19 protein-coding genes and 1 tRNA gene are annotated in these 23,142 nt (G+C 56.0%); 5 read left to right on the top strand and 15 right to left on the bottom strand.

The window, feature by feature from the left end; translation table 11 throughout:
- Nucleotides 1–126: 126 nt before the first annotated feature.
- Together purB and ACQQ92_RS01775 are read right to left on the bottom strand one after the other, a co-directional pair.
- Nucleotides 127–1,473 (bottom strand): adenylosuccinate lyase, encoded by a 1,347-nt coding sequence (gene purB / locus ACQQ92_RS01780; protein WP_154516820.1) that lies wholly within the window; start codon nucleotides 1,471–1,473, stop codon nucleotides 127–129.
- Between the two features lie 386 nt (nucleotides 1,474–1,859).
- Nucleotides 1,860–1,934, bottom strand: a tRNA-Gly gene (locus ACQQ92_RS01775).
- A 298-nt stretch (nucleotides 1,935–2,232) separates the two neighbouring features.
- Here ACQQ92_RS01775 and ACQQ92_RS01770 point away from each other — a divergent pair.
- Complete coding sequence (locus ACQQ92_RS01770; protein ID WP_427795628.1) at nucleotides 2,233–5,664, top strand: SpaA isopeptide-forming pilin-related protein; 3,432 nt, start codon at nucleotides 2,233–2,235, stop codon at nucleotides 5,662–5,664.
- Between the two features lie 62 nt (nucleotides 5,665–5,726).
- Here the strand turns inward: ACQQ92_RS01770 and ACQQ92_RS01765 are convergent, their stop codons facing one another.
- Complete coding sequence (locus ACQQ92_RS01765; protein ID WP_427795627.1) at nucleotides 5,727–5,945, bottom strand: hypothetical protein; 219 nt, start codon at nucleotides 5,943–5,945, stop codon at nucleotides 5,727–5,729.
- A 20-nt stretch (nucleotides 5,946–5,965) separates the two neighbouring features.
- Entirely contained in the window at nucleotides 5,966–9,076 is a 3,111-nt protein-coding gene (locus ACQQ92_RS01760; protein ID WP_427795626.1) for a hypothetical protein, read from the bottom strand.
- Between the two features lie 198 nt (nucleotides 9,077–9,274).
- Between ACQQ92_RS01760 and ACQQ92_RS01755 the strand changes: the two genes are divergently transcribed.
- Nucleotides 9,275–10,297 (top strand): helix-turn-helix transcriptional regulator, encoded by a 1,023-nt coding sequence (locus ACQQ92_RS01755; protein ID WP_427795625.1) that lies wholly within the window; start codon nucleotides 9,275–9,277, stop codon nucleotides 10,295–10,297.
- Entirely contained in the window at nucleotides 10,284–11,201 is a 918-nt protein-coding gene (locus ACQQ92_RS01750) for a helix-turn-helix transcriptional regulator (RefSeq protein WP_427795624.1), read from the top strand. The genes ACQQ92_RS01755 and ACQQ92_RS01750 overlap by 14 nt, the downstream gene beginning before the upstream one ends.
- Here ACQQ92_RS01750 and ACQQ92_RS01745 read toward each other — a convergent pair.
- Together ACQQ92_RS01745 and ACQQ92_RS01740 are read right to left on the bottom strand one after the other, a co-directional pair.
- Entirely contained in the window at nucleotides 11,198–14,092 is a 2,895-nt protein-coding gene (locus ACQQ92_RS01745; protein WP_427795623.1) for a helicase C-terminal domain-containing protein, read from the bottom strand. The genes ACQQ92_RS01750 and ACQQ92_RS01745 overlap by 4 nt on opposite strands.
- Nucleotides 14,086–15,051 carry a D-alanine--D-alanine ligase family protein gene (locus ACQQ92_RS01740; RefSeq protein ID WP_427748142.1) on the bottom strand — a complete coding sequence of 322 codons (966 nt, stop codon included), beginning with the start codon at nucleotides 15,049–15,051 and terminating at the stop codon, nucleotides 14,086–14,088. Before ACQQ92_RS01740 ends, ACQQ92_RS01745 begins: the two co-directional genes overlap by 7 nt.
- A gap of 85 nt (nucleotides 15,052–15,136) precedes the next feature.
- Between ACQQ92_RS01740 and rlmN the strand changes: the two genes are divergently transcribed.
- Complete coding sequence (gene rlmN, locus ACQQ92_RS01735; protein WP_154516799.1) at nucleotides 15,137–16,189, top strand: 23S rRNA (adenine(2503)-C(2))-methyltransferase RlmN; 1,053 nt, start codon at nucleotides 15,137–15,139, stop codon at nucleotides 16,187–16,189.
- A 192-nt stretch (nucleotides 16,190–16,381) separates the two neighbouring features.
- Here the strand turns inward: rlmN and ACQQ92_RS01730 are convergent, their stop codons facing one another.
- The 9 genes from ACQQ92_RS01730 to rpmH all read right to left on the bottom strand — a co-directional run bounded on the left by ACQQ92_RS01730 (nucleotide 16,382) and on the right by rpmH (nucleotide 21,417).
- The gene (locus tag ACQQ92_RS01730) at nucleotides 16,382–16,636 is read right to left on the bottom strand and encodes a hypothetical protein (RefSeq protein WP_427729016.1); all 255 of its coding nucleotides are present in this window, start codon (nucleotides 16,634–16,636) and stop codon (nucleotides 16,382–16,384) included.
- Nucleotides 16,626–17,504: a ParB/RepB/Spo0J family partition protein gene (locus ACQQ92_RS01725; protein WP_427729018.1), complete on the bottom strand. Its 879-nt coding sequence runs from the start codon at nucleotides 17,502–17,504 to the stop codon at nucleotides 16,626–16,628. Before ACQQ92_RS01725 ends, ACQQ92_RS01730 begins: the two co-directional genes overlap by 11 nt.
- A 19-nt stretch (nucleotides 17,505–17,523) precedes the next feature.
- Nucleotides 17,524–18,324 (bottom strand): ParA family protein, encoded by an 801-nt coding sequence (locus ACQQ92_RS01720; protein ID WP_427729019.1) that lies wholly within the window; start codon nucleotides 18,322–18,324, stop codon nucleotides 17,524–17,526.
- A 130-nt stretch (nucleotides 18,325–18,454) separates the two neighbouring features.
- The gene (gene rsmG, locus ACQQ92_RS01715) at nucleotides 18,455–19,192 is read right to left on the bottom strand and encodes a 16S rRNA (guanine(527)-N(7))-methyltransferase RsmG (RefSeq protein ID WP_427795622.1); all 738 of its coding nucleotides are present in this window, start codon (nucleotides 19,190–19,192) and stop codon (nucleotides 18,455–18,457) included.
- A gap of 96 nt (nucleotides 19,193–19,288) precedes the next feature.
- Nucleotides 19,289–19,858 carry a protein jag gene (locus ACQQ92_RS01710; RefSeq protein WP_154516793.1) on the bottom strand — a complete coding sequence of 190 codons (570 nt, stop codon included), beginning with the start codon at nucleotides 19,856–19,858 and terminating at the stop codon, nucleotides 19,289–19,291.
- A gap of 44 nt (nucleotides 19,859–19,902) precedes the next feature.
- Entirely contained in the window at nucleotides 19,903–20,673 is a 771-nt protein-coding gene (locus ACQQ92_RS01705; protein WP_154516790.1) for a YidC/Oxa1 family membrane protein insertase, read from the bottom strand.
- 29 nt (nucleotides 20,674–20,702) lie between these two features.
- Nucleotides 20,703–20,927, bottom strand: coding sequence for a membrane protein insertion efficiency factor YidD (yidD, locus tag ACQQ92_RS01700; protein ID WP_154516787.1), 225 nt, complete (start codon nucleotides 20,925–20,927; stop codon nucleotides 20,703–20,705).
- Nucleotides 20,924–21,262, bottom strand: coding sequence for a ribonuclease P protein component (gene rnpA, locus ACQQ92_RS01695; RefSeq protein WP_154516785.1), 339 nt, complete (start codon nucleotides 21,260–21,262; stop codon nucleotides 20,924–20,926). Before rnpA ends, yidD begins: the two co-directional genes overlap by 4 nt.
- A gap of 20 nt (nucleotides 21,263–21,282) precedes the next feature.
- Entirely contained in the window at nucleotides 21,283–21,417 is a 135-nt protein-coding gene (gene rpmH, locus ACQQ92_RS01690; RefSeq protein ID WP_019127408.1) for a 50S ribosomal protein L34, read from the bottom strand.
- Between the two features lie 345 nt (nucleotides 21,418–21,762).
- On the opposite strand from rpmH, the gene ACQQ92_RS01685 reads away from it, so the two are divergent.
- Nucleotides 21,763–23,139 (top strand): ATP-binding protein, encoded by a 1,377-nt coding sequence (locus tag ACQQ92_RS01685; RefSeq protein WP_427795621.1) that lies wholly within the window; start codon nucleotides 21,763–21,765, stop codon nucleotides 23,137–23,139.
- Nucleotides 23,140–23,142 lie beyond the last annotated feature (3 nt).

The following is a 23,142-nucleotide window of genomic DNA, read 5'->3' as shown; positions in this document are numbered from 1 at the left end:
ATCTCCTTCTCAGAATGTCATTCGAGACGACTATTATCCCCGTCTTTCCATAAATGCAACGAGGCGCTTTACCGGCAACACACATTACCAGCAAAGCGCCCTAAAAAGCTAACGTTATGCCCGAACCTACTCGAAGCTCAGCTGCTCCAGACGATCGAAGACCGTATCGATGCGGGTGAGGAAGTCCCACGGATCAAAGATCTCGTCGAGCTTCTCCTGGCTGACGGTGCAGCGCGGATCGGCCTCGAGGCGCTCCTTGAAGGTGGGGCCGGAAACGCAGTCCTGCACCTCATGCCAGGTCGCCATGGCGTTTTCCTGCACGATTGCGTAGGCGTCCTCACGGGTAATGCCCGTATCGACGAGGGCCAGCAGAACCTTGGAGGAGAAGATGAGACCGCGGGTCTTGTTGAGGTTGGCCATCATGCGAGCCGGATACAGCTGGAGGCCATCGATAACGCGGATAAGGCACTGGAACATGTGGTCAAGTGCGATAAAGCTATCGGCCTGGGCGACGCGCTCGGCAGAAGAGTGCGAAATGTCACGCTCATGCCACAGGGCGACGTTGTCGAAGGCGACCTGGGCGTTGGACTTCACGACGCGCGACAGGCCGCAGACCTTCTCCATGGTGATGGGGTTACGCTTGTGCGGCATGGCGGAGCTGCCCTTTTGACCCTTGCGGAACGGCTCCTCGGCCTCGAGTGTATCGGTCTTCTGCAGATTGCGAACCTCGGTAGCAATGCGCTCGCAGGTGGCCGCCGTGGTGGCAAGGACGCCGGCGAGGTAGGCATGATGGTCGCGGCTGATAACCTGCGTGGACAGCGGGTCGTGAACCAAACCCAGGTGCTCGCAGACATACTCCTCGACAAACGGCTCGATGGAGCTGTAGGTGCCAACGGCACCCGAGATGGCACCGAAGGCGACGTTCTTGCGAGCGTCCTCAAGGCGATCCAGATCGCGCTTGAGCTCCCAGGCCCAAGAGCCAAACTTCATACCAAAGGTCATAGGCTCGGCGTGGATGCCGTGAGTGCGACCGGCGCAGAGCGTGTTACGCTCCTCGAAAGCGCGACGTTTGCAGATCTCGCCGAGTTTCTTGACGTCCTCGATAATTAGGTCGCAGGCCTGGGTGAGCTGATAGCACAGGGCCGTATCGCCCAAGTCAGAGCTGGTCATGCCATAGTGAACCCAACGGCTGGGTTTAGGCTCGCCCTCGGGAACATCGGCGTCGATATACTCCTTCATATTGGTCAGGAAGGCAATGACGTCATGGCGCGTGACTTCTTCGATCTCGTCGACCTTCGCCTTCTCAAAGTTGGCGTGGTCGCGAATCCACTGAGCTTCTTCTTTAGAAATACCGATCTTGCCGAGCTCCGCCTGGGCCTCGCAGGCCAGAACCTCAATCTCCTGCCAAATGGCGTACTTGTTCTCGAGGGAGAAGATGTGTCCCATCTCCGGGCGGGTATAGCGATCGATCATAGCGGCTCCTTTTTGGTTATTGGCACGTTGGTCGTAACTCAACCATTGTACCGTGCGCAGGTGCAAGTATAGGCAGCAGGTATTAACCTAACATTTTGCCATTTGCCTAACGTTCACACCCTGTCGGGTTCGAGTCCGGGCACTTTATTGAAAAAAGCACGGCACCGTGATGGTGCCGTGCTTGTACTTTTAACTGGAGCGGGCAACGGGACATCCGCGCATTTGCTTCGCAAATCCGCACCGGCTTCAGGCGCCTGTCGGCGCCTTCACCTGCTCGCTACAAACGCTTCGCGTTTGCTTAACGCTCACACTCTGTCGGGTTCGAGTCCCGGCGCTTTATTGAAAAAAGCACGACACCGTGATGGTGCCGTGCTTGTACTTTTAACTGGAGCGGGCAACGGGACTCGAACCCGCGAGTGTCAGCTTGGGAAGCTGATGCCTTACCACTTGGCGATGCCCGCATATGTGGGGGATAGTATAACGCGGTTGTCTTGTTTGATACAAGGGCGCTAACCCTTGTTTTACGCATGGAAAAACATCTTCTTGTTGCTCGAATTGCGAAAACAGAGACTCGAGTAACCTGTTTTACACCGTCTTCTACTTGCTCTTTTGTTTGATTATCTAAAACCGGTCTCCATTTGTTGGGAACTTGGCAAGTTCTTGGTCAGCTCGCGGTACTTACCCGTATGACCCCCGGCGCTAATCTCATCCCACGCGCCGCAATCTCCCAGCGCGGCGCACAAAGGATAAGGAGCAGCCATGTCCAATGCACCCACGCACTCTGTCCACAGCGCAATCGCAACAGCACCGCTGCTCCTATTCCTCTTGTTGTTTCTAGCCTGCGCCACGCCTGGTACCGCCTGCGCCGTCGATGGAAACGATACGCTTAGTTTTCGCACCATCAGCGATATGTGCGGACCGTTTGGCATTGGCAAGTACGAGGCACAAGACGCCTCGATTTCTTACTGCATGAACCAAGACTGCCCCGGCCCCAGCAGCCCAGGAGGACCCTGGCGGACCTACAATCAGGGTTGGACATGGCTCGACAACGAGTTTGCCGCCGTCATCTGCCATGGATACCCCTCCGCCACATCATTTGGCGGCCATAACCTAACGGCCGAACGCGCCCGCGCCGCAACCCAGATTGCCGTGTGGATGCTCAAAGGAACCACGCGCCCCGATGGCTCTTTTGCGTATACAAACAACGCCGGCGTTGCCAAAAGCGGCAAGTTCGATCAAGACGCCGAGGTTGTCGCGGCGGCGCGCTGGCTCTACGACAACGCAAAAGCCGGAAATATTAAGGCCGACCCGCATCGCGCCAGACGCTATCACGGACCCGTCTCTAACGAAGGCCGGCACCAGGATATGCTCTACGTTTTGCCCACCATCAACGTATCCTTTGAGAAAAGATCTGCAGACACTGTCATTACCAGCGGGAACGATACGTATCAGTTAGGTGGGGCGACGTTTAACATCTTTGAGGAAAACACGGACAAACACGTCGGCAGCATCAAAATGGACGGCAACGGTCGTGCACGGGCAACACTTTTGCCCAACACGGCATATTACCTAATCGAAACCAAAGCGCCGACAGGCTATCTGTCCCGACGCGGTCGCATTGACTTTACCACCGGAAAAAGCGGCGGACATGTCACAATCAACGAGCAGCCAGGTTCTATCACGCTGCGTGTCGTCAAAACCGATGCCGCCACGAATGCCGGAGCGCAGGCGGGAACCTCGCTCGCCAAAGCCGAATTTACCTGTGTCTCGCAATCTACCCCTGGGTGGGCGCGTACCTTCACGACCGAAGGCGATGGCCAGGCGACCTTAAGCGGCATTCCCCTGGGAACCTTTACCCTCTACGAATCGAAAGCGCCAGAGGGCTACCTGCTCCCCCATGACAGCTGGACCTATACGGTCGGTCCCAATCAACTAAACGACATGGGCATCGTTGAGCTCGAACGCCGCATCCCCAATACTCATGTTGCGTTTGATATCGAGATTTCCAAGTTCAAGGATTACGGGAACGGCGAGCAATCGGGATTAGAACAGCCAGCGGAAGGCGTCGTCTTTGAAATCGTCAGCAACAGCTCTAAGCAGGTCGTAGGCACATTGACGACAAATATCTATGGCTTCGCATCCACCAAAGACCAGCCCAAGGCCTGGTTTGGCGCGGGCACACGACCGGACGGCGTCCATGGAGCCATCCCCTACGATCGTGAGGGCTATACCGTTCGCGAGGTCCCGGAAACTGTTCCCACAGGCTTCAAGCGGGCAGAGGATTGGACCATCGCGCCCGAGCAAATCGCCGACGGAGCCAAGCTTCAGTACATAGTGGACAATCACACCCTTTCGACACATCTCCAAATCATCAAACGCGATGACCAGACGGGAGCTTCCGTCCCCCTTGCCGGCTTTAGTTTTCAGCTGCTCAACAGCAACCGTGAACCCATCTCTCAAACATGCTGGTATCCGACGCACAACGTTATGAACACCTTTACCACCAATGCGACCGGCACCGTCACGTTGCCAGAATCGCTCAAGCCGGGCACATATTACGTACGAGAAGTCGCAGCCAAAGCGCCCTACCTTGTGGGCGACGAACTGAAGGTGACGATTCCTGCCGATGCAGATCTCACACCTATCGCCGCCGTCTCGTATTTCAACAGCGCGGCAACCGGAAGCATCGAGATCGTGAAGGCTGACGCAGTAGACGGCAGTGCCCTATCTGGTGCCAAGTTTGAAATTCGCGCTGCCGACGATATCGTTTGCCCCGATGGCCACATTGCCGCCCTTGCCGGTGAAGCCGTTGCCGCCGTCACAACTGATGAACAGGGTAAAGCTCGCGTAGACAACCTTTCGCTGGGTTGCGGAACGGCACGATACGAAGTCGTTGAAACCCAGTCTCCCGACGGCTATCTACTTGATCGGACAGAACATATCGTTGAGCTTACTTATATCGACCAGAAGGTCCCCGTGGTCGAGTCGCAGATCGAATTGCCTAATGATTACACCAAGGTCGATTTCTCCAAGGTCAATATGACAGGCAAGCATGAAGTTAAAGGCGCCCGACTGGTCTTATGCGACGCCGATGGAACAGAAATTGATTCTTGGATATCATCCGAGCAGCCCCATCGCGTGGAGCACCTTGAACCCGGTTCTTATACCCTACGCGAAACAATGTCCCCGCGCTCCTATGACCTCGCTGAAGACGTATCCTTTGAAGTCGAGGATACGGGGAAGATCCAGGCCGTAACCATGACGGATGCACCGATTGAGATTAAGGGGAGCGTCGACAAGCGACAAGAAATCGCGCGGCCAACCGCAAAGGGAACAGTGGCGAACGGCGACGGTAAAAACCGGGCGGCGACGCAACCCGACAGAAAGGGCTCCTATTCCTACACCATCGACGCTCAAAACGAATCGAGCACCTGGGTCGACGAGTTCACCGTCACCGACGATCTCGAATGTGCCAAAGAGGGCACGGCCAAACTTGTCGCCATTAAAACCCCGATCGCCGTCGGAGACTTAAACGGGCTCTGCAATGTTTGGTATCGAACGTCACCGGCAGACAAGTTGGGCATAAAGGAAAAGGCCAACGCCACACTTGACGATGAACACACCAACCCGTGGCTCGAGACAGCCGAGGTCAAAGAGCGGCTGGGCGAGGATGTGCGGATTGTCGATTACGATGGCTGGAGTCTTTGGAAAGCCGATGTCTCGACCACGGAGTCTTCCACCCTCGAAGTAAAGGACCTTACGCTTTCGGACGACACTGTTATCACGGGGATTCGCTTTGAGTATGGCTCGGTTTCCGCAGACTTTACGACCCGGCGCGACAACGATTCTTGGAATCGCAATGGGCTTAAAGACGAGCATGACGACCTTGACGACGCGACGGCATCCCTCAAATCGGATTTACACGGAGCAATCATCCGGATGTGTGCAACCTCATCCTATACGCCCCAAACCGCACTCGCCAACAGTGCCCGTGTTGACCTTTGCCGCAACGGAGGAGGCGAAAAACTCGAGTCGCACGATAAAGATCGTGTTGTTCAAAAATGCGCCATTCCGCAGGATCTTCCAAATACGGGCAATGCACCCATCATCTCTTTTCTCACCGCATTATTGACCGCCGGTGGCACAGCAATTTGGCTCACTTGGCTAAGCTCGGTATCAAAAGAGGAGTAGGTAGAAATAGCGGGCGAGCCGGCATATCGGCTCGCCCGCTATCTGGCGTATGTAACCAAAGGCTATTCCGTAGACGCAGACCCACCGTCAACAATTTCCAGATCGCCATCCGAAATGCCGTCGGCACCCAAACTCTGCTCTTGCTCCACCTCTTCGCTCATCGTGGACCTGGGCGTCGACCCCTTAGCGCCCACGATATATGCGGCCCCCAGACCCATGGCGATGGCGATCAAAAACAGAACCACATAGACGGGCCAATGGCGTTTGATGTATGAAAACACGCTAACTCCTTAGAGGTCCGCTACGAACGGCGGATGACCTCGGTGACAACCTCGGACACCGTAGCGATGTTCGTCGGGTTGACGTTGTACGGCAAATCGTCTTCGGTGCGCGCGCAGGCAAGACGCGGGCCATCGACACCGGCAATTGTGAGGGCGCGACGGCTCGCCTCGAGCGCGGCATAGGCATCGGTCTTGGCATAGGGCATCTCAAACGCGCCACAATCAACGTGGAACGACTTGCACACCTTGCTGACCAGATTCATGATGCGGCGATCACCCTTGAGCAACTGTTGCTCGCCTTCGACCGTCACGACCGAAAGCCTACCGGCTCCAATGGACTCAAGATTGATAAAGAACACACCACGCAGCTTATCGCGATGGGATTCGAGGAACGCCTTCATACCGGCGCCGTCACAATCCGAGGCACCCGTTGCCACAAACCAGATATCGTGACCAAGCAGCTCGTCATCACCCATGGAGGCAACAGCCGAAAGCATGTCCTCGGCAGAAGCACCGTCAGAAGAGGTGGCACCGCCCTTCCAGCCGTTATCATCGTCCTCAAAGTTATCCCAAGAGCCGATACCGCGGCCAGACTTCTTGGCATCGTAGTCATCCTCGACGCCCAGCCAGTCGCTCATGCTGTTCTGCTCATTCTTCTTTTTGCGTCCGAACAAGCCGCCCAGACCGCGCTTCTGAGGCTTTGCCTCCTTGGCGACGGGAGCCGAGATGGTTTCGATGGGCTGAGCGCCCGAAGAAACGGGCATGGAGGGGGCAACCGGTGCCGACGTGGGCTCGGGCCCCTGAGCCGTCGCGAAAGGATCGTCGGCCTGAGCCGAGGGGTCGGGGAGATCGAAGAGGGATGTGCGGGATGCGACGTTGGCCTGCTGCATCGAGGGCAGCGATGGATCGGGGACCGAGGCAAGCGGCGAAGAAGAAGGTGTGAGCACCGGAGCAGAAGCGGGATCGGGGATATTCATCTGCGGACGCGGTGCGGCCTTGGACGAAATCTGTGCCATGAGCGAATCAACCGTCTCGACCTGCGCCGATGCGGGGTTGGCAACCGTGGAGCCGGGATCGCTCGGGGCAGGCATGGTAAAGATCTGCGTAGAGTACGGCCTGGACTCATCGGCGTTAGAAATCACCGGGGTCTCTTCTTGCTCAACGACGACCGTCGCGTCGGCTTCAATCTCGTCGGCGGTGTTCGTCTCGGCGTCAACGTTCTCAACCTGCTCGGCATCGACACTCTCAGCCGGCTCGGCTTCGGGTGCCTCGATCTCATCTGCAGCATCCTGGGACTCATCGGAAACAGAAAGGGGCTCGGCGATGGCAGTACCCTGCTTCTCGAACGTTATCGTGGCATCGAACTTCGCGGCATCGAGCGTCTCGGTGGCGTCGATTGGCTGCTGGGCCTCAAAGGACGTCGTAGCCTCGGCGACCTCCGTCGCGGCAGGCTGCTCAGCCTCATGCTGTTCAAATTCCCGCGCCGTACGCTCACGCTCGGCCTCGGCAGCCTGCTGGTGGGCAATAGCCTCCTGCTCTGCCACCTCGCGCGCAGCGGCACGCTTTTCCTCAAGGTCGTCGACAAGTTTTTTACCCTTAGCGAGTGCGCCCTTAAAGAAGCTTGAAGCGCTGGCTCCAATCGAAGAGAACGCAGATGCTATATCGGCATGGGGCGTCGCGACCGGTAGATCGGCCGAAAAATCGGTATCGCTCTCATAGGAAACGCGCTGCGGATACTCATCGTAATCGCTGGCGGAATCGTCGTACACATCCTGAACCACCGGAGCGGGTGCAGCGGTGTCCGGCTCGGGTGCAGGGCTGGGCTCGGGTTCCGTCTCGGGCTCGGTATCGACGACGGGCTCGTCGGCAGGCGCGGCGACAGGTTCAACCGAAGCAGGCTCGGGATCGATCGTCGGCTCCTCGCCCTCTTCGTAATCAAGCGTGCACGACTCGGGAAGCATCCCCAAGGCACGAATGGCATCAGAACCAAAGCGAATATTACCGGCAGCATTGCGATACAGCTTGGGCTCGGGCTCGCTCGGCTCAGCGACAGCGGGCGCACCAATCGACTCGACGACATCCTCATCCGCGACCGGCTCGGCAGCAACCTCGGCTTCAGCCTGAGCCTCGGGAGCAATGACACCAATCAGGGTTTCGTCAGCTGAGGCACCCTCAAAGCCATCAATCTGTTCGTCAAAAACTTCGCCCTGCTCGGATTCGGGAGCGATCGGCTGGCCAAACTCGTCCTCGTTGTAGGAGGGTTCTTCGTACTCGATCGTGTTGCCGTAGTCGTTTTGCTGCTGGGCAGCGGCATACTCAGCCGCCGCGCGCGCCATCTCCTCGGCACGACGCTTTTGCTCACCAAAATAGTCATCAAACGGAATGTCGTTGGGGAACTCGTTTTCGCCCTGGTAAGGGGCAACGTTATCCATGACACCGAGCATCGCGGCTACAGAAGACTTATTGCAGACCGCACCGGACGTATAGGGAAGAACAAAACGGTTGGCAATGATATTGGCCGCGTTGGCGAGCGCCACAAGAGAGGCGAGGATCGCAACGATCCAAAGCAGAACCTTAAGAGCGCCGGGGAGCGGCAGAATGCGCAGAATGGCGACGGCAGCGGGGACAATCGTGGCGACCGGCAGCATCTTGGCGATGAGCGCGCGATACGGCGCATACGGTTCGCGAGCGAGGAGCTCGGCACGCGGAGAATCGTAATGGGCGACAACAACCACCGGACGGTTGCGCGGAGATGCAAGCGGACCTGTGGCCTTGTGATAGGCAATGACATTTTGACTCACGCCCGTCTTGCCCAGGCGAGAGATAACAGGGCGACCGGTACGCTCGAGCACATACAACACGGCACCGGCGATGGCCAGCAGAACACCGATTAAGCCGATGCTGCCGCCAATACCCATAAGCAGGGCACCGGCAAAAGACAGAATGCCTGTGACGGCAAATGCCAGCCTGCTGGGTGCAGGAGCGTTAAATTCCTGGACTTCGGGATCAAAGCCATGATTGCGGAAGATCTGGGCGATATCCTCGGCAGCCAAACGCTCTTCTTCGCTGCACGCCGGCGTGATGCCCGTGCCCTGCAGCAGGTGATTGATATAGTTCTGGGTGTTCGCCATGTGCGCTCCACATCCATAATCCGACAAATAGGCCCAATGCTTGCACATTAGAACCGTATATAGTCGAAAGTATACCCCGAGCGAACGCAATCGGCCGAAATCTGGGCATCTTAACGCACCGAGCGGACAAGGATATAGCCTAATCTCCATATCGGATTAAAATCATGGCATCAAATAACCTTCCCATGCGAGGATTCTATGACGGTAAGCGATATGACCGCGACAAACAAAACAAATGCGCCAGAACCCGGTTTCGACAAAACCGCCCAGCGTATCCTCAACCTTTTCTTTGTCCTCAACAGTTCCCCCGAGCCCTTAACTACCGAGCAGATCGTGCTGGATTCTGACCTAGGCTACGGATCGGGCAACGTCGACTCGGATAAGCGAAAGTTTCGCCGCGACCGCGACAAGCTGCTCGAGCGGGGCATTGTGATCAAGGAAGTTCGCGCCGCGGGTGCCCAGGAGACCGAGGAGAGCGCCTGGACAATCGACCGTGAGCATACGTTTGCCGCGGGCGGCTTGATCACCGCAGACGATGCCGACATTCTGCTAAACGCTATCGATCAGACCCTCACCGCGGGCTCTTCGGCCTTTGCGACCCCGCTCGCCGACATACGCTCCAAAATTGCCTATCTTACCGGCGAGACGAATACGGCCGAGCCCCCCGTTGTTCACTCGCCGACGGTCGATGCGGTATGGAGCGCGTTTGCCGACCGATGCTCGCTGCGTTTTTTGTATCAAAACGGACGGGGTGAGCAACGACAACGCACTGTTTGCGTCTACGGCATGTTCGAGCGCGAAGGAACAGCCTACTTTTGCGGCCTAGATGACGCCACCGGAAAAATCAGAACCTTTCGCTGCGATCGCATCGTTCGTGCGTGGCGTCCATCGCGGGCCTATGCCATTCCCGCAGACTTCAATCTCAACGATTACCTCTTCTTTGAATTCGATTTCTCCGATTGCCAGCCCGTCACGGCAACTTTCTCGTTTGCTCCGCAGGCTCAATCCGACATGGTCCACGGCCTCACACGTGGGCGAGGAAGGCTCGAGCACGCCAAAGACGGCTGGACCTGGACCGTTGACGTTCGCGACCTGAATGAGGCGGCGTCATTTTGCATGGAACACAGTGTTGACGGTATGAAGCCCGTAGCGCCCAACGAACTCAAGCAGGCGTGGAACCGCCTCATCGAAAGGACAGTGAGCGCTCATGGCCGTGCGTAAGCTCACCAGCGAACAAAGGCTCTCGCGCTCCATTGACATTATGGAGGCACTCTATGCCGCCGGCGAGGCGGGCATGACGCGAGACGAAATCTGCAGTCGCTTCGATATCTCCGGAGCTTCGCTCGACGAGATCATCGGCATCATCTCGACGCTCGCAGACCGCGAATCGGGCGCGCGCATCATTTGCGAATGCCGCGATGAACGTGTGGTTCTCATCGGCGATGCGGGCCGTGTGCTGCCGCTTCGCCTGAGTGCCGCCGAGGGCGCCGTACTCAACCATGAATTGGAGTCGCTCGGAATCGAAGAGTGCGCGGCGGCGCGCATCCGGCGCGCACTCCTTCCGGCGGAACTCGGATACAACCAACGCGTTGACGATACCGTCGCCCGCGGATCTTATTGGCAGCAACTCTGCTGTGCAATTCAGGATGGTGTGCGATGCCTCGTCACCTACCGCTCTCTGGACGACCAGCATCCACGCAGGCGATTGATCGACCCCCTAAAGATCACGACCAACGGCGACCAAACATACCTGATTGCCTGGGATGTCGAGGCAGACGGGCAGCGCTCCTACCGTATGGACAAGATCGAGGAGCTTCTGCTGACGGAAGACTCCGTCGTGCGTCACACGACCGAAACCACGTCCCTGCACGATTCCCTTGCACAGGCAAGCCAGAGCGTTAAGCTCCTGATGCCGCTCGATATGGCAGAACGCGTGAGGTGGGCAGGTATCAGGTCAATTAAAGCCGATGGGGAGGGTACGGCAAGCGTGACCGTTTGCTATAGCTCCGAAAACTGGCTGTTTAGCCAGATTATCGCAGCGGGCGGAGCCATCCGCATCGCAGACGACCCCGCCCTTTCAAAGCGTCTATGTGATGCCGCCGAGGCACTGGCCTTCCGTTCTTAGCGATGGCGTTCGTGCGCTTGGCGCCATAACTGAAGATAGTGGCCGATCTGCGCCGTTTCGATGCGCTGATACGAGCTCGTAGGCAGCGATGTCAGAAATTTCTTGCCGTAACCCTTCGTCACCAGACGCGGGTCGGCCAAAATCAACACGCCGCAATCGGTCGATGAACGAATCAGGCGACCGGCCGCCTGCTTGACCTCGAGAACCGCCTCGGGCAGCGAGTAGCGTACCCAGGCGCGGTCCTCGCGCAGATTGCGCTCGCACGAGAGAGGATCGGTGGGGCTCGAGAATGGCAGCTTGGGGATAATGACGCATCTCAGCGTTTCGCCGCTGGCATCGAAGCCCTCCCAAAATGCTTTGAGAGCAAAGAGCGACGAGGTCGACTCGTTGATAAAGCGATCGCGCAAGCGACGGGGAGACGAATTGCGCTGCTGGCAATTGAGTTCTAGGCCGGCACGAGCCAGCTTGGGCTCAACCCGAGCGTACAGGTCTTCCATATCGCGGCGATTGGTGAACAGCGTGAGCACCGACCCGCCCATGGCAAGATGGGCATCGACCAGCACGCGCTCGAGCGCGGACAGATAGCCCTCGCGGTCGCGAGGGTCGGGAATGTCCCCCGCCACGACTACGGCCATGTTTGAATCGAAGTCATAGCTCGAATCCAGGTGCAGTGACGAGGATGCCGAAGCGCCAATGCGATCGAGGCCTACGGCATGGTTAAAGTGCTCAAAGCTCTTGGACACCGTCATGGTTGCCGAGGCAAAGATGGCCGTATGCACCTCGGGCAGCCACTCGTTCGCCAGGGCCTCGCCGATGTCGATGCGCTCGGCGGTCATGGATTCTCCGCCCGCACGTAGGCGGCGGTTGACCTGCAGCGAGTACACATAATGCTCGTCGGTGCCGTCAATGATGAACTTGAGGTTCTCGGCCAGCTCGTGCAGACGGCGCGAAATATCGCCCAGGTCGACGACGACCTCGGGTTTATCGGCAGCGACAGCCTGCACCAGCGCGGCAACATTTTTATCCGCCTGCTCCAGGGCATCGATAGCAGCGCTGGCAGACTGCAAGAAGTCATGCCAGTCATCCGACTCGCGCAACTCGGGGCCAATCCACAGATTTGCGCTGTCATAGCCACCGCGGGCGCGACGGCCGAGCTCACGCACGCCGTCAAACACCTCGGCGAGTGCTATGCTCGCGCGTGCGACCGTAGACGTCGCCTTCGCGGTGAGCCCCAGATAAAGCGTGGAGCCTTCGGATGTCGCCAAATCACGAGATACCTGGCTCAATGCACCGGAGCTCGACCCGCCAAGGCGCTCAAATAGCACGCGAGATTCGTCTGCCGAGACCACGCGCGCCCACTGGCGGCGCGCCTCGCGCTCGATGGAATGGGCCTCGTCGATTACCCAGTGGCGGATGGGAGGCAAAATTCTCCCTTCGGCCGCAACATTGCGAAACAGCAGGGAATGATTTGTGACCACAACATCGGCATGCGCCGCGCGACGACGGGCACCGTGGACGAGGCATTTATCGGGGAAGAACGGACACAGGCGGCGAGCGCATTCGCGCGAGGCCGTCGTAAAGTCGGGGCGGTTGACGCTGCGCCAGCGAATGCCGAGCGAATCGAGGTCACCATCGGCAGATTGGCACACATACGCCATGATCACCGCAACCGCTGTGAGTGTGTCGGCCGGATCGCGCTTGGTGGTAATCTCTGCCTGACTTCGGCTCATGCGCTCGAGCTTGCGCAGGCACGGATAGTGGTCATACCCCTTGAGCGCACAGAATGACAAGCCTCCGTCCAGCTGTTCGGCGAGTTTTGGCAGCTCGTGGTACATAAGCTGATCGGCAAGATTATTCGATTTGGTCGCAATGCCAACGGTAATGTTGTTTCGGCGGGCGGCCTCGGCAAAGGGCACGAGATACGCCATCGATTTACCGACGCCCGTACCGGCCTCTATCACGCGATGCGTATCCGTAACCAACGCGTCGCGCACCTCGAGCGCCATGGCAATCTGCTCGTCGCGCGGCTCATAAGTGGGATACATGCGATTGACTAGACCACCGGGGGCATAATCCGCCTCAATCTCTTCGCGGCTCGGCATGTTAAGAACCGGCAGCGCGTCGGCATCCACGCGATCATCGGCGCGATCGGCCTTGAGCACGTCGGCGCGGGCGGCGGCAAGCGAGAAAATCGAGCCGGGGTTTTGACCTGCCAAAAACGAGAAAATGGGACGATAGGACCAAGGAACATCCGCGTGCATATCCGCCAGACGCGCCATAAGGCCCTGCGGCAAGTCCGTAAGGGCAACCAGCAGCACGCGCCACACCCCACACAGGGCATCGACATCGGCATTTGCACGGTGCGACACGGAGTCGCAGCCAAACAGATCGGCCATAAAGGACAACTTGTGCGATGCCAGGCGCGGCAGCGCGATACGGGACAACGCCAGCGAATCGATCCAGATGTCGCTGACGTTGACACCGCCCTTGACCGATTCGATGAATGATCGGTCAAACGTGGCATTGTGCGCGATAACCGGGCACCCGCCCACAAAATCGGCGAGCGCAGCCACGGCCTCTACAGCCGAGGGGGCATCGGCCACATCGGCGTTTGTGATGCTTGTGAGCTCAGTGATTTCGGCAGGGATCAGCTGCTTGGGATGCACAAACGTGTCAAAGCGGTCAACGACCTCGCGGCCCGAAAGACGGGCCGCGGAAATCTCGATAAGCTCGTTGTCCTGGACCGAAAGACCCGTGGTCTCGGTATCGAGGACGATAACATCCTCCTCGATAAGGCCAAACGATTGTGTGCGGGCACGCTCGGCAAGCGTTGCATAGGAATCAATGACAAACTGCGGCGTTCCAGGAGATACAGCATCCTCGATTAGCATGCAATGCCCGCTCGACGGAGACCCATGCGAATCAGACTGTCACAGACCTGCGGGAAGGTCATGTCTTTGGTATGACGAATCTCGTCCGGATACAGCGACGTATCGGTCATACCGGGAATCGTATTGGTCTCGAGGATGACGGGGCCGTCCTCGCTCACGATAAAATCGCTGCGCGAAATGCCCAGACAGCCGAGGGCTTTGTGGGCCGCACAGGCTAGTTCCTGGGCACGAGCATAGTTTTCGGGCGAAATCTGCGCCGGAATACGGTGGATATCCGTGGGATCGACGTACTTCACATCCAGGTCGTAGAACTCACAGTCCTCAGGCTTGCGAATCTCGACGATCGGCAGGGCGCGTACGTCATCCTCGCCGTAGACGCCTACGGTAATCTCGGTTCCCTCGATGCACTTTTCGACCAGCACCTTATCGCCGTACTCAAAGGCCTTGGCGATGGCGGCAGGCAGCTCAGAGGGCTCGTGTACCAGGGAGATGCCGTAGCTGGAGCCGTTGACGGCGGGCTTTACAAAGCAACGCTCGCCGCAAATCTCAACGATGCGATCGATATCAACCTCGTCGCCCGCCTCAAGCGCCAAACCGGGGGCAATGGGGATGCCTGCCTTGGCATACAGAAGCTTTGAAACCTCTTTATCGGCGCCACACGCGCTGGCGAGCACACCCGACGCCGTATAGGGGATACCCAGCGTCTCCATGGCTCCCTGCATGGCGCCATCCTCGCCGCCGGCGCCGTGCATGGCGATAAACGCCACGTCAAAATCGCCAGTTGCCATAGTCACCATAAAATCATCGGCAGCCGTATCGAGCAGCTCCACCGAAGTGTAGCCAGCCTCCTTTAGGGCCACCACGACGTTCTTTCCCGAATTGAGCGAAATCTCGCGCTCGGCGGAATGGCCGCCCGCCAAGACCGCTACGTGCATGTTCTCTAGGCTTTTACCCGGCATGGGCAGACTCCTCCTCTATGATTTCTGCAGCTGATACCATATTGTAGCGATACCCCCTACGTTTCCCCAAAATCGAAAGGCTTCCATGAATCCCAGGACTAAATCTCAGGACATTCGCGACTTGAGCCAAAACGATATTCGCGAGCTCGTGGCCGAACTCGGCCAGCCCGCTTTCCGCGCGAAGCAGCTCATTGAATGGGTTTTTGAGAAGAACGTTTGTTCGTTTGACGATATGACCAACCTTCCCAAGGCTTTCCGCGAGCAGTTAAAGGAGGCATTTGCCTTCGACACGCCGACCGAGCTCACCAAGCAGGTGTCCAAGGACGGCTCTCGTAAATACCTACTCGAGTACCACGATGGCATTTCTGTCGAGACCGTCGGCATGCCCCGTCGCAACAAGCTCTCTGTCTGCGTATCCACCCAAGCCGGCTGCGGAATGGGCTGTGCTTTTTGCGCTACCGGTCTCAACGGCCTCAGGCGCTCGCTGACCGCCCAGGAAATCGTCGACCAGGTACTTCACGTTTCCAATGATTTTGGCGAGCGCGCGACAAGCGTAGTGTTCATGGGCCAGGGCGAGCCTTTTGCCAACTACGATGAGGTTCTTAAGGCGCTGCGCATCCTTAATGACCCCGACGGTATCGGCATTGGTGCGCGCCATCTCACCGTGTCTACCAGCGGTGTTATTCCTGGCATCCGTAAGTTTGCCGATATTCCCGAGCAGTTCACCCTGGCTGTCTCGCTGCACTCCGCTATCCAGTCCACACGCAATAAGCTCATGCCCGGTGTCAAGAAATACACACTCCTGCGCCTTCACGAGGCACTGCAGCTCTACACCGAGAAGACCGGCCGCCGTCCGACGTACGAATATGCCATGATCGAGGGCGTCAACGACACCAACCCCGAAATGCAGGCGCTCTGCGACTTCTGCGAGGGCACGCTGTGCCACGTCAACCTGATTCAGCTCAACGATATTGAGGGCAGCCCGCTCAAGCCGTCACCGATCCATAAGGTAGAAGACCTTCAACGCCGTCTTGAGTCCCGTGGTATCGAGACCACGATCCGCAACTCCCGCGGCAACGATATCGATGCGGCTTGTGGCCAACTCAAGCAGCGTTTCAAAGTTCAGAAGAACGCGTAGGGGCGACCAGCCTAAACGTTTCATGTGAAACATCAGAAAGCCCCGGTTACTTAATTGCAACCGGGGCTGTTACATATTCATCGATTATCTGCATCATACGATTGACCAGCATTATTTAGGACGATATTAGGGATCCCTGTACTGGTGATCAGACAAGGAACCCTTCAGAATAGATAAGTCATTGTTAGGTACCTAAAAGCCTACATTTTCCCATTGATGATTAACCCAATCTTGGTTGATCTTGGGATTCTTAGTCATCTGAGCCGTACGCATGGCAACGTCCTCGGTCATAACATCCATTTTCTTTTTTGAGGTATCAACGATATCCTGCGCTCCACGAAGCAAACGACCACGCAATTCATCATCTGTCGCAATCCTATAACCGGCAAAAGCGCCAACTGCAACAGTAGCAGCCAAGGCGACAGCAGTCAGAACTTTATTCCTCATCCTGACCTCCTTGATCAAACTGAATGATTTCGCCAAGAATGCGAGAGAGTTCCTCTTCATCCTTAAATTCAATCTCGATCTTGTTCTTACCGCGCGAGCTCTTTACGCGAACGTTCGTGTTAAACACCTGACGCAGAACGCGTGCCGCCTTCTTAAAAGACTGAGGCGTTGCGGTTCGAGGCGTTTTTGGTGTCTCTCCGGCAGAAAACAACGGAGCAAGATTTTCTGTCGCGCGGACGGACAATCCTTCCGCAACAACCTTCTCAGCTAACTTAATGCGTGCATCTTCGTATGGAACTGCAAGAATTGCACGAGCATGGCCAGCAGTCAGCTTACCTTCAAAGATCATCTGCTGAACAACCTCTGGAAGATCAAGTAGGCGCAGCGAATTGGTGATTGCAGAGCGAGACTTGCTAACAGCCTTCGACAAGGCCTCTTGAGTCATACCACTCGCATCGATGAGCTGTCGATATCCCTTAGCCTCTTCGACGGGGTTGAGATCAGAGCGTTGCAGATTTTCAATCAATGCAAGCGCAAGCATCTGTTCATCATCAACATCTTTTATGATGACAGGAAGTTCCTCAAGTCCAGCGAGCTTAGAAGCCTGATAACGGCGCTCACCCGCGATAATCTCATAGCCATTACCGTGCTTGCGTACAAGAAGCGGCTGAAGAACACCATGCTCCTGAATCGACTCACTCAACTCTCGAAGCTCGGTCTCATTAAAATGAATTCTGGGTTGGTTGGGATTCGGAACGATATCTTCGATTGGAAGTTTAGTTTCCGAAGCAGTATTGGATGCGGACGTCGCAGATCCACCGGTCTCATATTCTGCTTCGGAGACCAATGCATTGAGTCCGCGACCCAAACCGCCACGCTTCCTAGGACTAGGCACGCTTGATCACCTCTTTGGCAAGGTTCATATACGCCTTTGCGCCCTTATTTTGCGGCGCATATGTAATTACCGGCTCACCGAACGACGGTGCTTCTGATATTTTAACCGTACGCGGAATCAAGGTCTTAAATGCCTTATCGCCAAAGTACGACTGCACTTCTTCGACAACCTGATTTGAGAGCGATGTACGCGAATCATACATCGTCATAAGCACGCCATAGGTATCAAGGCTCTTATTTAGGCGTGTTTTGACCATCTTCATCGACTCAAGCAGCTTCGTGACACCTTCGAGTGCGTAATACTCACACTGAATCGGAATCAGAACACTGTCCGCCGCCGTCAACGCATTAATGGTCAACAAGCCAAGTGAAGGCGGACAGTCGATAAATATAAAGTCAAACTCATCCTTAACAGGCTCAAGCAGATCCTTCAAGCGTGTTTCTCGTGCAATTGCGCTTACAAGCTCAATTTCTGCACCTGCAAGCTGGATAGTAGCCGGAATTACAAATACCTTACTGCAATTTGTATCAAGAACAAGCGATTCCGCCGGAACATCATTCAGCAATGCATCATAGATGCAGTTATCGAGTTCTTCTTTTTCGATTCCAAAGCCGCTCGTGCTATTACCTTGTGGATCAAAATCGACAATCAGCGTCTTTCGACCCTGTTCACCCAGTGCTGCTGCAAGGTTTACTGCTGTGGTGGACTTACCCACACCACCCTTTTGATTGATGATTGCAATGATACGCGTGTCTTTTGCGCTCTTTGAACGCTTAACGTCGCGAAATCCCACGGTCCCTCCTGGTGTATTTTAAGCTGTTAAACGGAGGATGTTTCACATGAAACATTCCGATTCATCATATGTTATGTTTCACGTGAAACATAACAAGTAATTACTATCCATTATGTTTCACGTGAAACATCTAGGCAAGCGGATTCTTCTTCGCCATGCCATTAGCACGTGGAAGTGAAATAGCTGCTGGACGAGATTTTTTTAGAATGATAAACTCGCGATGACCCAAGCCATTTGGCAAATCTAAATCATCTGTCATAAGTGTGGTGAACCCACATATGCTAGCGGCAGTTAGACCAGACTGAAGTTCAACGTCTGAAGGGTTTCCCTTAGTAATAACAAAGAGACCATTATCTATTAGAAATGGTGAAGCATACTCGACGAGAACTGGTAACGGTGCAAGTGCACGAGCAGTGACAACAGCAAACTGTTTCTTATGGCTTCGGGCATATTCTTCAAGACGATCATGAACCGCGTGAGCATGCTTGAGACTGAGAGCTTCAACAAATGAGTTGACGGCATCAACCTTCTTGCCAACCGAATCGATATAGGTAGCCTTACGTCCGCTAGCAATTGTCAAAGGGATTCCAGGAAACCCAGCACCAGTACCCATGTCTAACAAAGCGCCTTCTGGAGCTATGTCTATATAGGGAAGCAACACAAGCGAATCAAGAATATGAAGAACAGCCGCATCTTCGATATTTAGGATGCGCGTAAGATTGGTGGTCTTATTAGCCTCCAAAACAAGATCTAGATGCTCAATACATGAGCGAAGGGCATCATTGGAGACCTTCAAAGAATAGTCTTCGCAATACGAAATTAGACGACTAAGCATCTGGCTTGTCTGTTCATCGGTTAGTACAAACAAGACAAACTCCTATCTGACAAAAATCAATGTATCAAGAACTTTTGACAAAAAAAGGGGACGTGGAAACCACGTCCCCTTAAGATAATCTCGTTTAGGTTATCGAGCAACAATCACAACATGACGATCGGGGTCAGAACCCTCAGAATGCGTGTCGACGGCGTCGTTGCCGCGAAGAGCAATATGAACCAGACGGCGCTCGTAGGCATTCATGGGCGGAAGCGAAACGCTTTTGTGAGTGCGCACTGCCCGCTCGGCAGCAGACTGAGCCATAGAGGCAACCTTGTCCTGGCGGCGGCTCTTATATCCCTCGACGTCGACGACGACCGGATACCTAAAGCCTAGCTTGCGGCTCACCAACAGCGAGAACATAACCTGAAGGGCATCAAGGGTGCGTCCATGACGACCAATAAGGACGGCAAGGTCGGGAGCCGTTACATCAAGAATCAGTTCGCCCTCGTCGCCCTCATACTCATCGATAGGAGAGTTGGCGGCGTCGAAATGCGAAAGGATGGAACGAAGAATAGAAATCGCAACATCGGCAATGGTGTCGAGCTCTTCATCCGTAAGCTCTTCACCAGCCTTGTAGCGCTGTGCAATCTCGAGATAATCGCCCGCGGCCTGCGGGGCAACCTCCTCAAGCATATCCTCGACGATCTCTTCAGACATAACGTACTCCAAAAGTTAGGTACCTAAATAAGATTACTATACCGCTACTTCTTCTTGTGCGGGCGCGGCTTCTTCTCGCGACGCGTGACCTCAACCTGCAGCGGGGCGTTCTTAAGACGCTCCTCCTCTTCGGCCTTAGCCTTCTCGATAACCTTCTGCGTCACAAAGATCTGCTGGATGACCTGCCAGGCAGAAGACACGTCGTAGTACAAAAGAACACCAACGGGCAGGCTCCAACCCATCCAGAGCATCATGACGGTCATGACGACGGCCATCATGCGCATGCTCTGGGCCTGCTGGCCAGTCTGATTGCGCGACATGTACAGCTGCGGAATCAGGGTCAGGACAGCAAACAGAATCAGGCAAACCAGCGCAGGCAGTGCGACCATAAAGCCATCGGCAAAAGAGGCACTCGGCGTGGTAGTCAGATCGGGCAGAATGTTGAAGAACGAGAAGGTGCCCTCGTTAAAGTAATGAGGCAGGTTTTGCAGAAGCGTAAACAGGGCGATGAGGATAGGCATCTGAATCAGAAGCGGCAGGCAGCCGGACAGCGGATTGAACTTGTTCTCGCTGTAGAACTTCTGCATCTCCTCGGCCTGACGCTGGGGGTCGTCAGCGTAGCGCTCCTGGATCTCGAGCATCTTGGGCTGCAGCACCTGCATACGGGCCGTCGACTTGGTCGACTTGAGCATGAGCGGCGTCAGCAGCAGACGGACGATGACCACCAGAATAATGATGGACAGGCCCCAGTCGACCGCAAAGGTCTGGATGAGCTTGAGCAGCTCGAAAAGGATGTTAACGATCCAATCCCACATGTAATTTTTCCTCCGATAGCGAGTGCCCGCTAGGGCACAGGGTCATAACCGCCGACGTGCAGGGGATTGCAGCGAGCGATGCGCCTCACGGCAAGCCAGCAGCCTCTACAAACACCGTATTTCTCGATAGCCTGGACGGCGTAATGAGAACACGTTGGATAATAAATGCAGGCGTCAGGCAATAAGGGCGAAATAACCTGTTGATATATGCGAATAGGAGCGATGGCAACACGTCGCAAAACGTGATTGCTCATCGCTCCTCCCCGGCAACGCCGGCGCGTATCACAAGCGAACGCAATGCCTCGTTCATCTCCTCCGGCGACGAGATCCTCGTCTTGGGGGTCGCGAACAAGATGATGTCATAACCCGCAACGGGAAATCCGCAGCTGCGGGCGGCCTCGCGCATCACACGCTTAGAACGGTTGCGCACAACTGCGCAACCGAGTCGTTTAGCACCAACGAAGGCGACCCTTCCAGAGTCGCCTTCGCCAACCGATTCACATATGGTCATTCGAATCAGAGGATGATTGAAACGACGCCCCTGACTGAACACATGCTCGAAATCTTGCCGAGACTTAATAGTCTTCATGCGAGATGTGTGTATCGCTGCTAGACAGTGAGACGCTTGCGGCCCTTGGCGCGGCGACGGGCGAGCACGGCACGACCACCCTTGGTGGCCATACGGGCACGGAAGCCATGGGTCTTGGCACGCTTACGCTTATTAGGCTGATACGTACGCTTCATCTTAAGTTCCTCCTGCTGCATTTCGAGTGTCCGCGAGGGCGCGGACGCAGATATAGACACGTGAGCTTGAAGATTGTAGGGAAATCAATGTTCAAATGTCAAGAAATCAAAGGTAAAAGGTTGCGCAGTTCACACGGTTCCGCCATAAGCCGGATGAGTTTTTGAGTATGACTCCAACTTTTCACGATATTTCACCGAGTTTTCGACAGGTCATGTTGGCAATGTTGAGAACTTTTCGCCCATTTTCCAAAGTTTTCAACATGTTTTGGAAACTTGTCGAAAGATGAGAAACATTGCGCGGTGAGCTACTATTTATCCGAAACCTTTTGAAAGATTGCGAGCGGCATGTCTGACGACTTTTACACCATGGTCGATTCCGGTGACCCGGCACCCGACAACGAGCACATCAACGGCGTACGCGAAGAGCGCAAAGAGGGCGAGCAGACATCGAAACAGACACCGAAAACCATGTATGCGGCGCGCATCGCCGTCTATGACGACATGCTTTCGACCCCGCGCGTGATCGTCATCGAGCCGCAAGACATCCGCACGTATCTGGAAGAGACGACTAACACCGTCTACCAGTGCATGAAAGAGCAAGGCGGACACATCTCACTCATGGTTATCCGCGAGATTGTCGAAAACTTTATCCACGCCCACTTTGCCGAGCCCATTATCTCGATCCTGGACGGCGGGGAAACTATCCGCTTTGCCGACCAAGGTCCGGGCATCGACGACAAAGAGCGCGCCTTCGACTTTGGCGTCACCAGCGCAAACAGCAAGATGAAGCGGTATATACGCGGCACCGGGGCAGGTTTTCCCATGGTGCAGGAATACCTGGAAAACGCCGGCGGGGCAGTCTCCATCGAAGATAACATGGGCAACGGCACCGTCGTCACGGTGAGCCTCGACCCCAAGCGCGTGCAGGAAATTGAGCGCGCGGGAGGGCGCGGGGCAGCCGTGCGCCCCGAGGCCCAGGGGTCGGAATACCCACTGCCGGGAGCATTTCCACAGCAAGCAATGATGACTCCGCAGCAAACCATGGCCGCGTCCCCACTACAACAGCCCATGGTTTCGCAGCAGATGCATCAACCCGGCATGCCGCCCATGCAGGACCCCCAGCCCGCGGGACAGACGACAACTCAAGGATCGGCAGAGTCCATGGTCCCGGCCGATTCGGATGCAGCCGCGATGCAGCAGGTGACGGGCATGCAGGGAGCTCGGCAGATGGGCTTCCAACCGTACCCGCAGGCATATCCGGGACAATATATGCCGCAGCAGGGATACTCCCAGCAATATATGCAGCAGTATCCCCAGAGCTATCAGCAGCCGTATCAGCAGATGCCGCAGCCGTACCATCCCTGGGCCCAGCAGATGCCGCCGCAGCCATACCAACAGTGGCCGCAAAGTTTTCAACAGCCGATACCAACCATGCAGAGTTCTCAACAACCAGCAGCTCAAATGATGTATCCTAATGCGGCGAATCAATACGCACAGCTGCAACCGGACGTATTTGTGAGCGAGCGCGGCAACGCGGCGCTGGGATATCTGGCTCAAAACCAAGAGTGCGGCGCCACCGACCTGGCGCGAGCATTTGGAAACTCCGCGCCCACGTGGTCACGCACACTCAATGACTTGGCGCAGGCCGGCTTGGTAATCAAACACGGTCAGAAATACCATCTGACCGAACTCGGCAGCGCTCGCATGCGTGCCCAAAGTTAAGGA

It is taken from the genome of Collinsella sp. SGI.241 (genome assembly GCF_050312955.1).
Taxonomy (GTDB): Bacteria; Actinomycetota; Coriobacteriia; order Coriobacteriales; family Coriobacteriaceae; genus Collinsella.
Note: the sequence above shows the minus strand (reverse complement) of the source record. Positions and strands in the feature narration are given on the sequence as shown.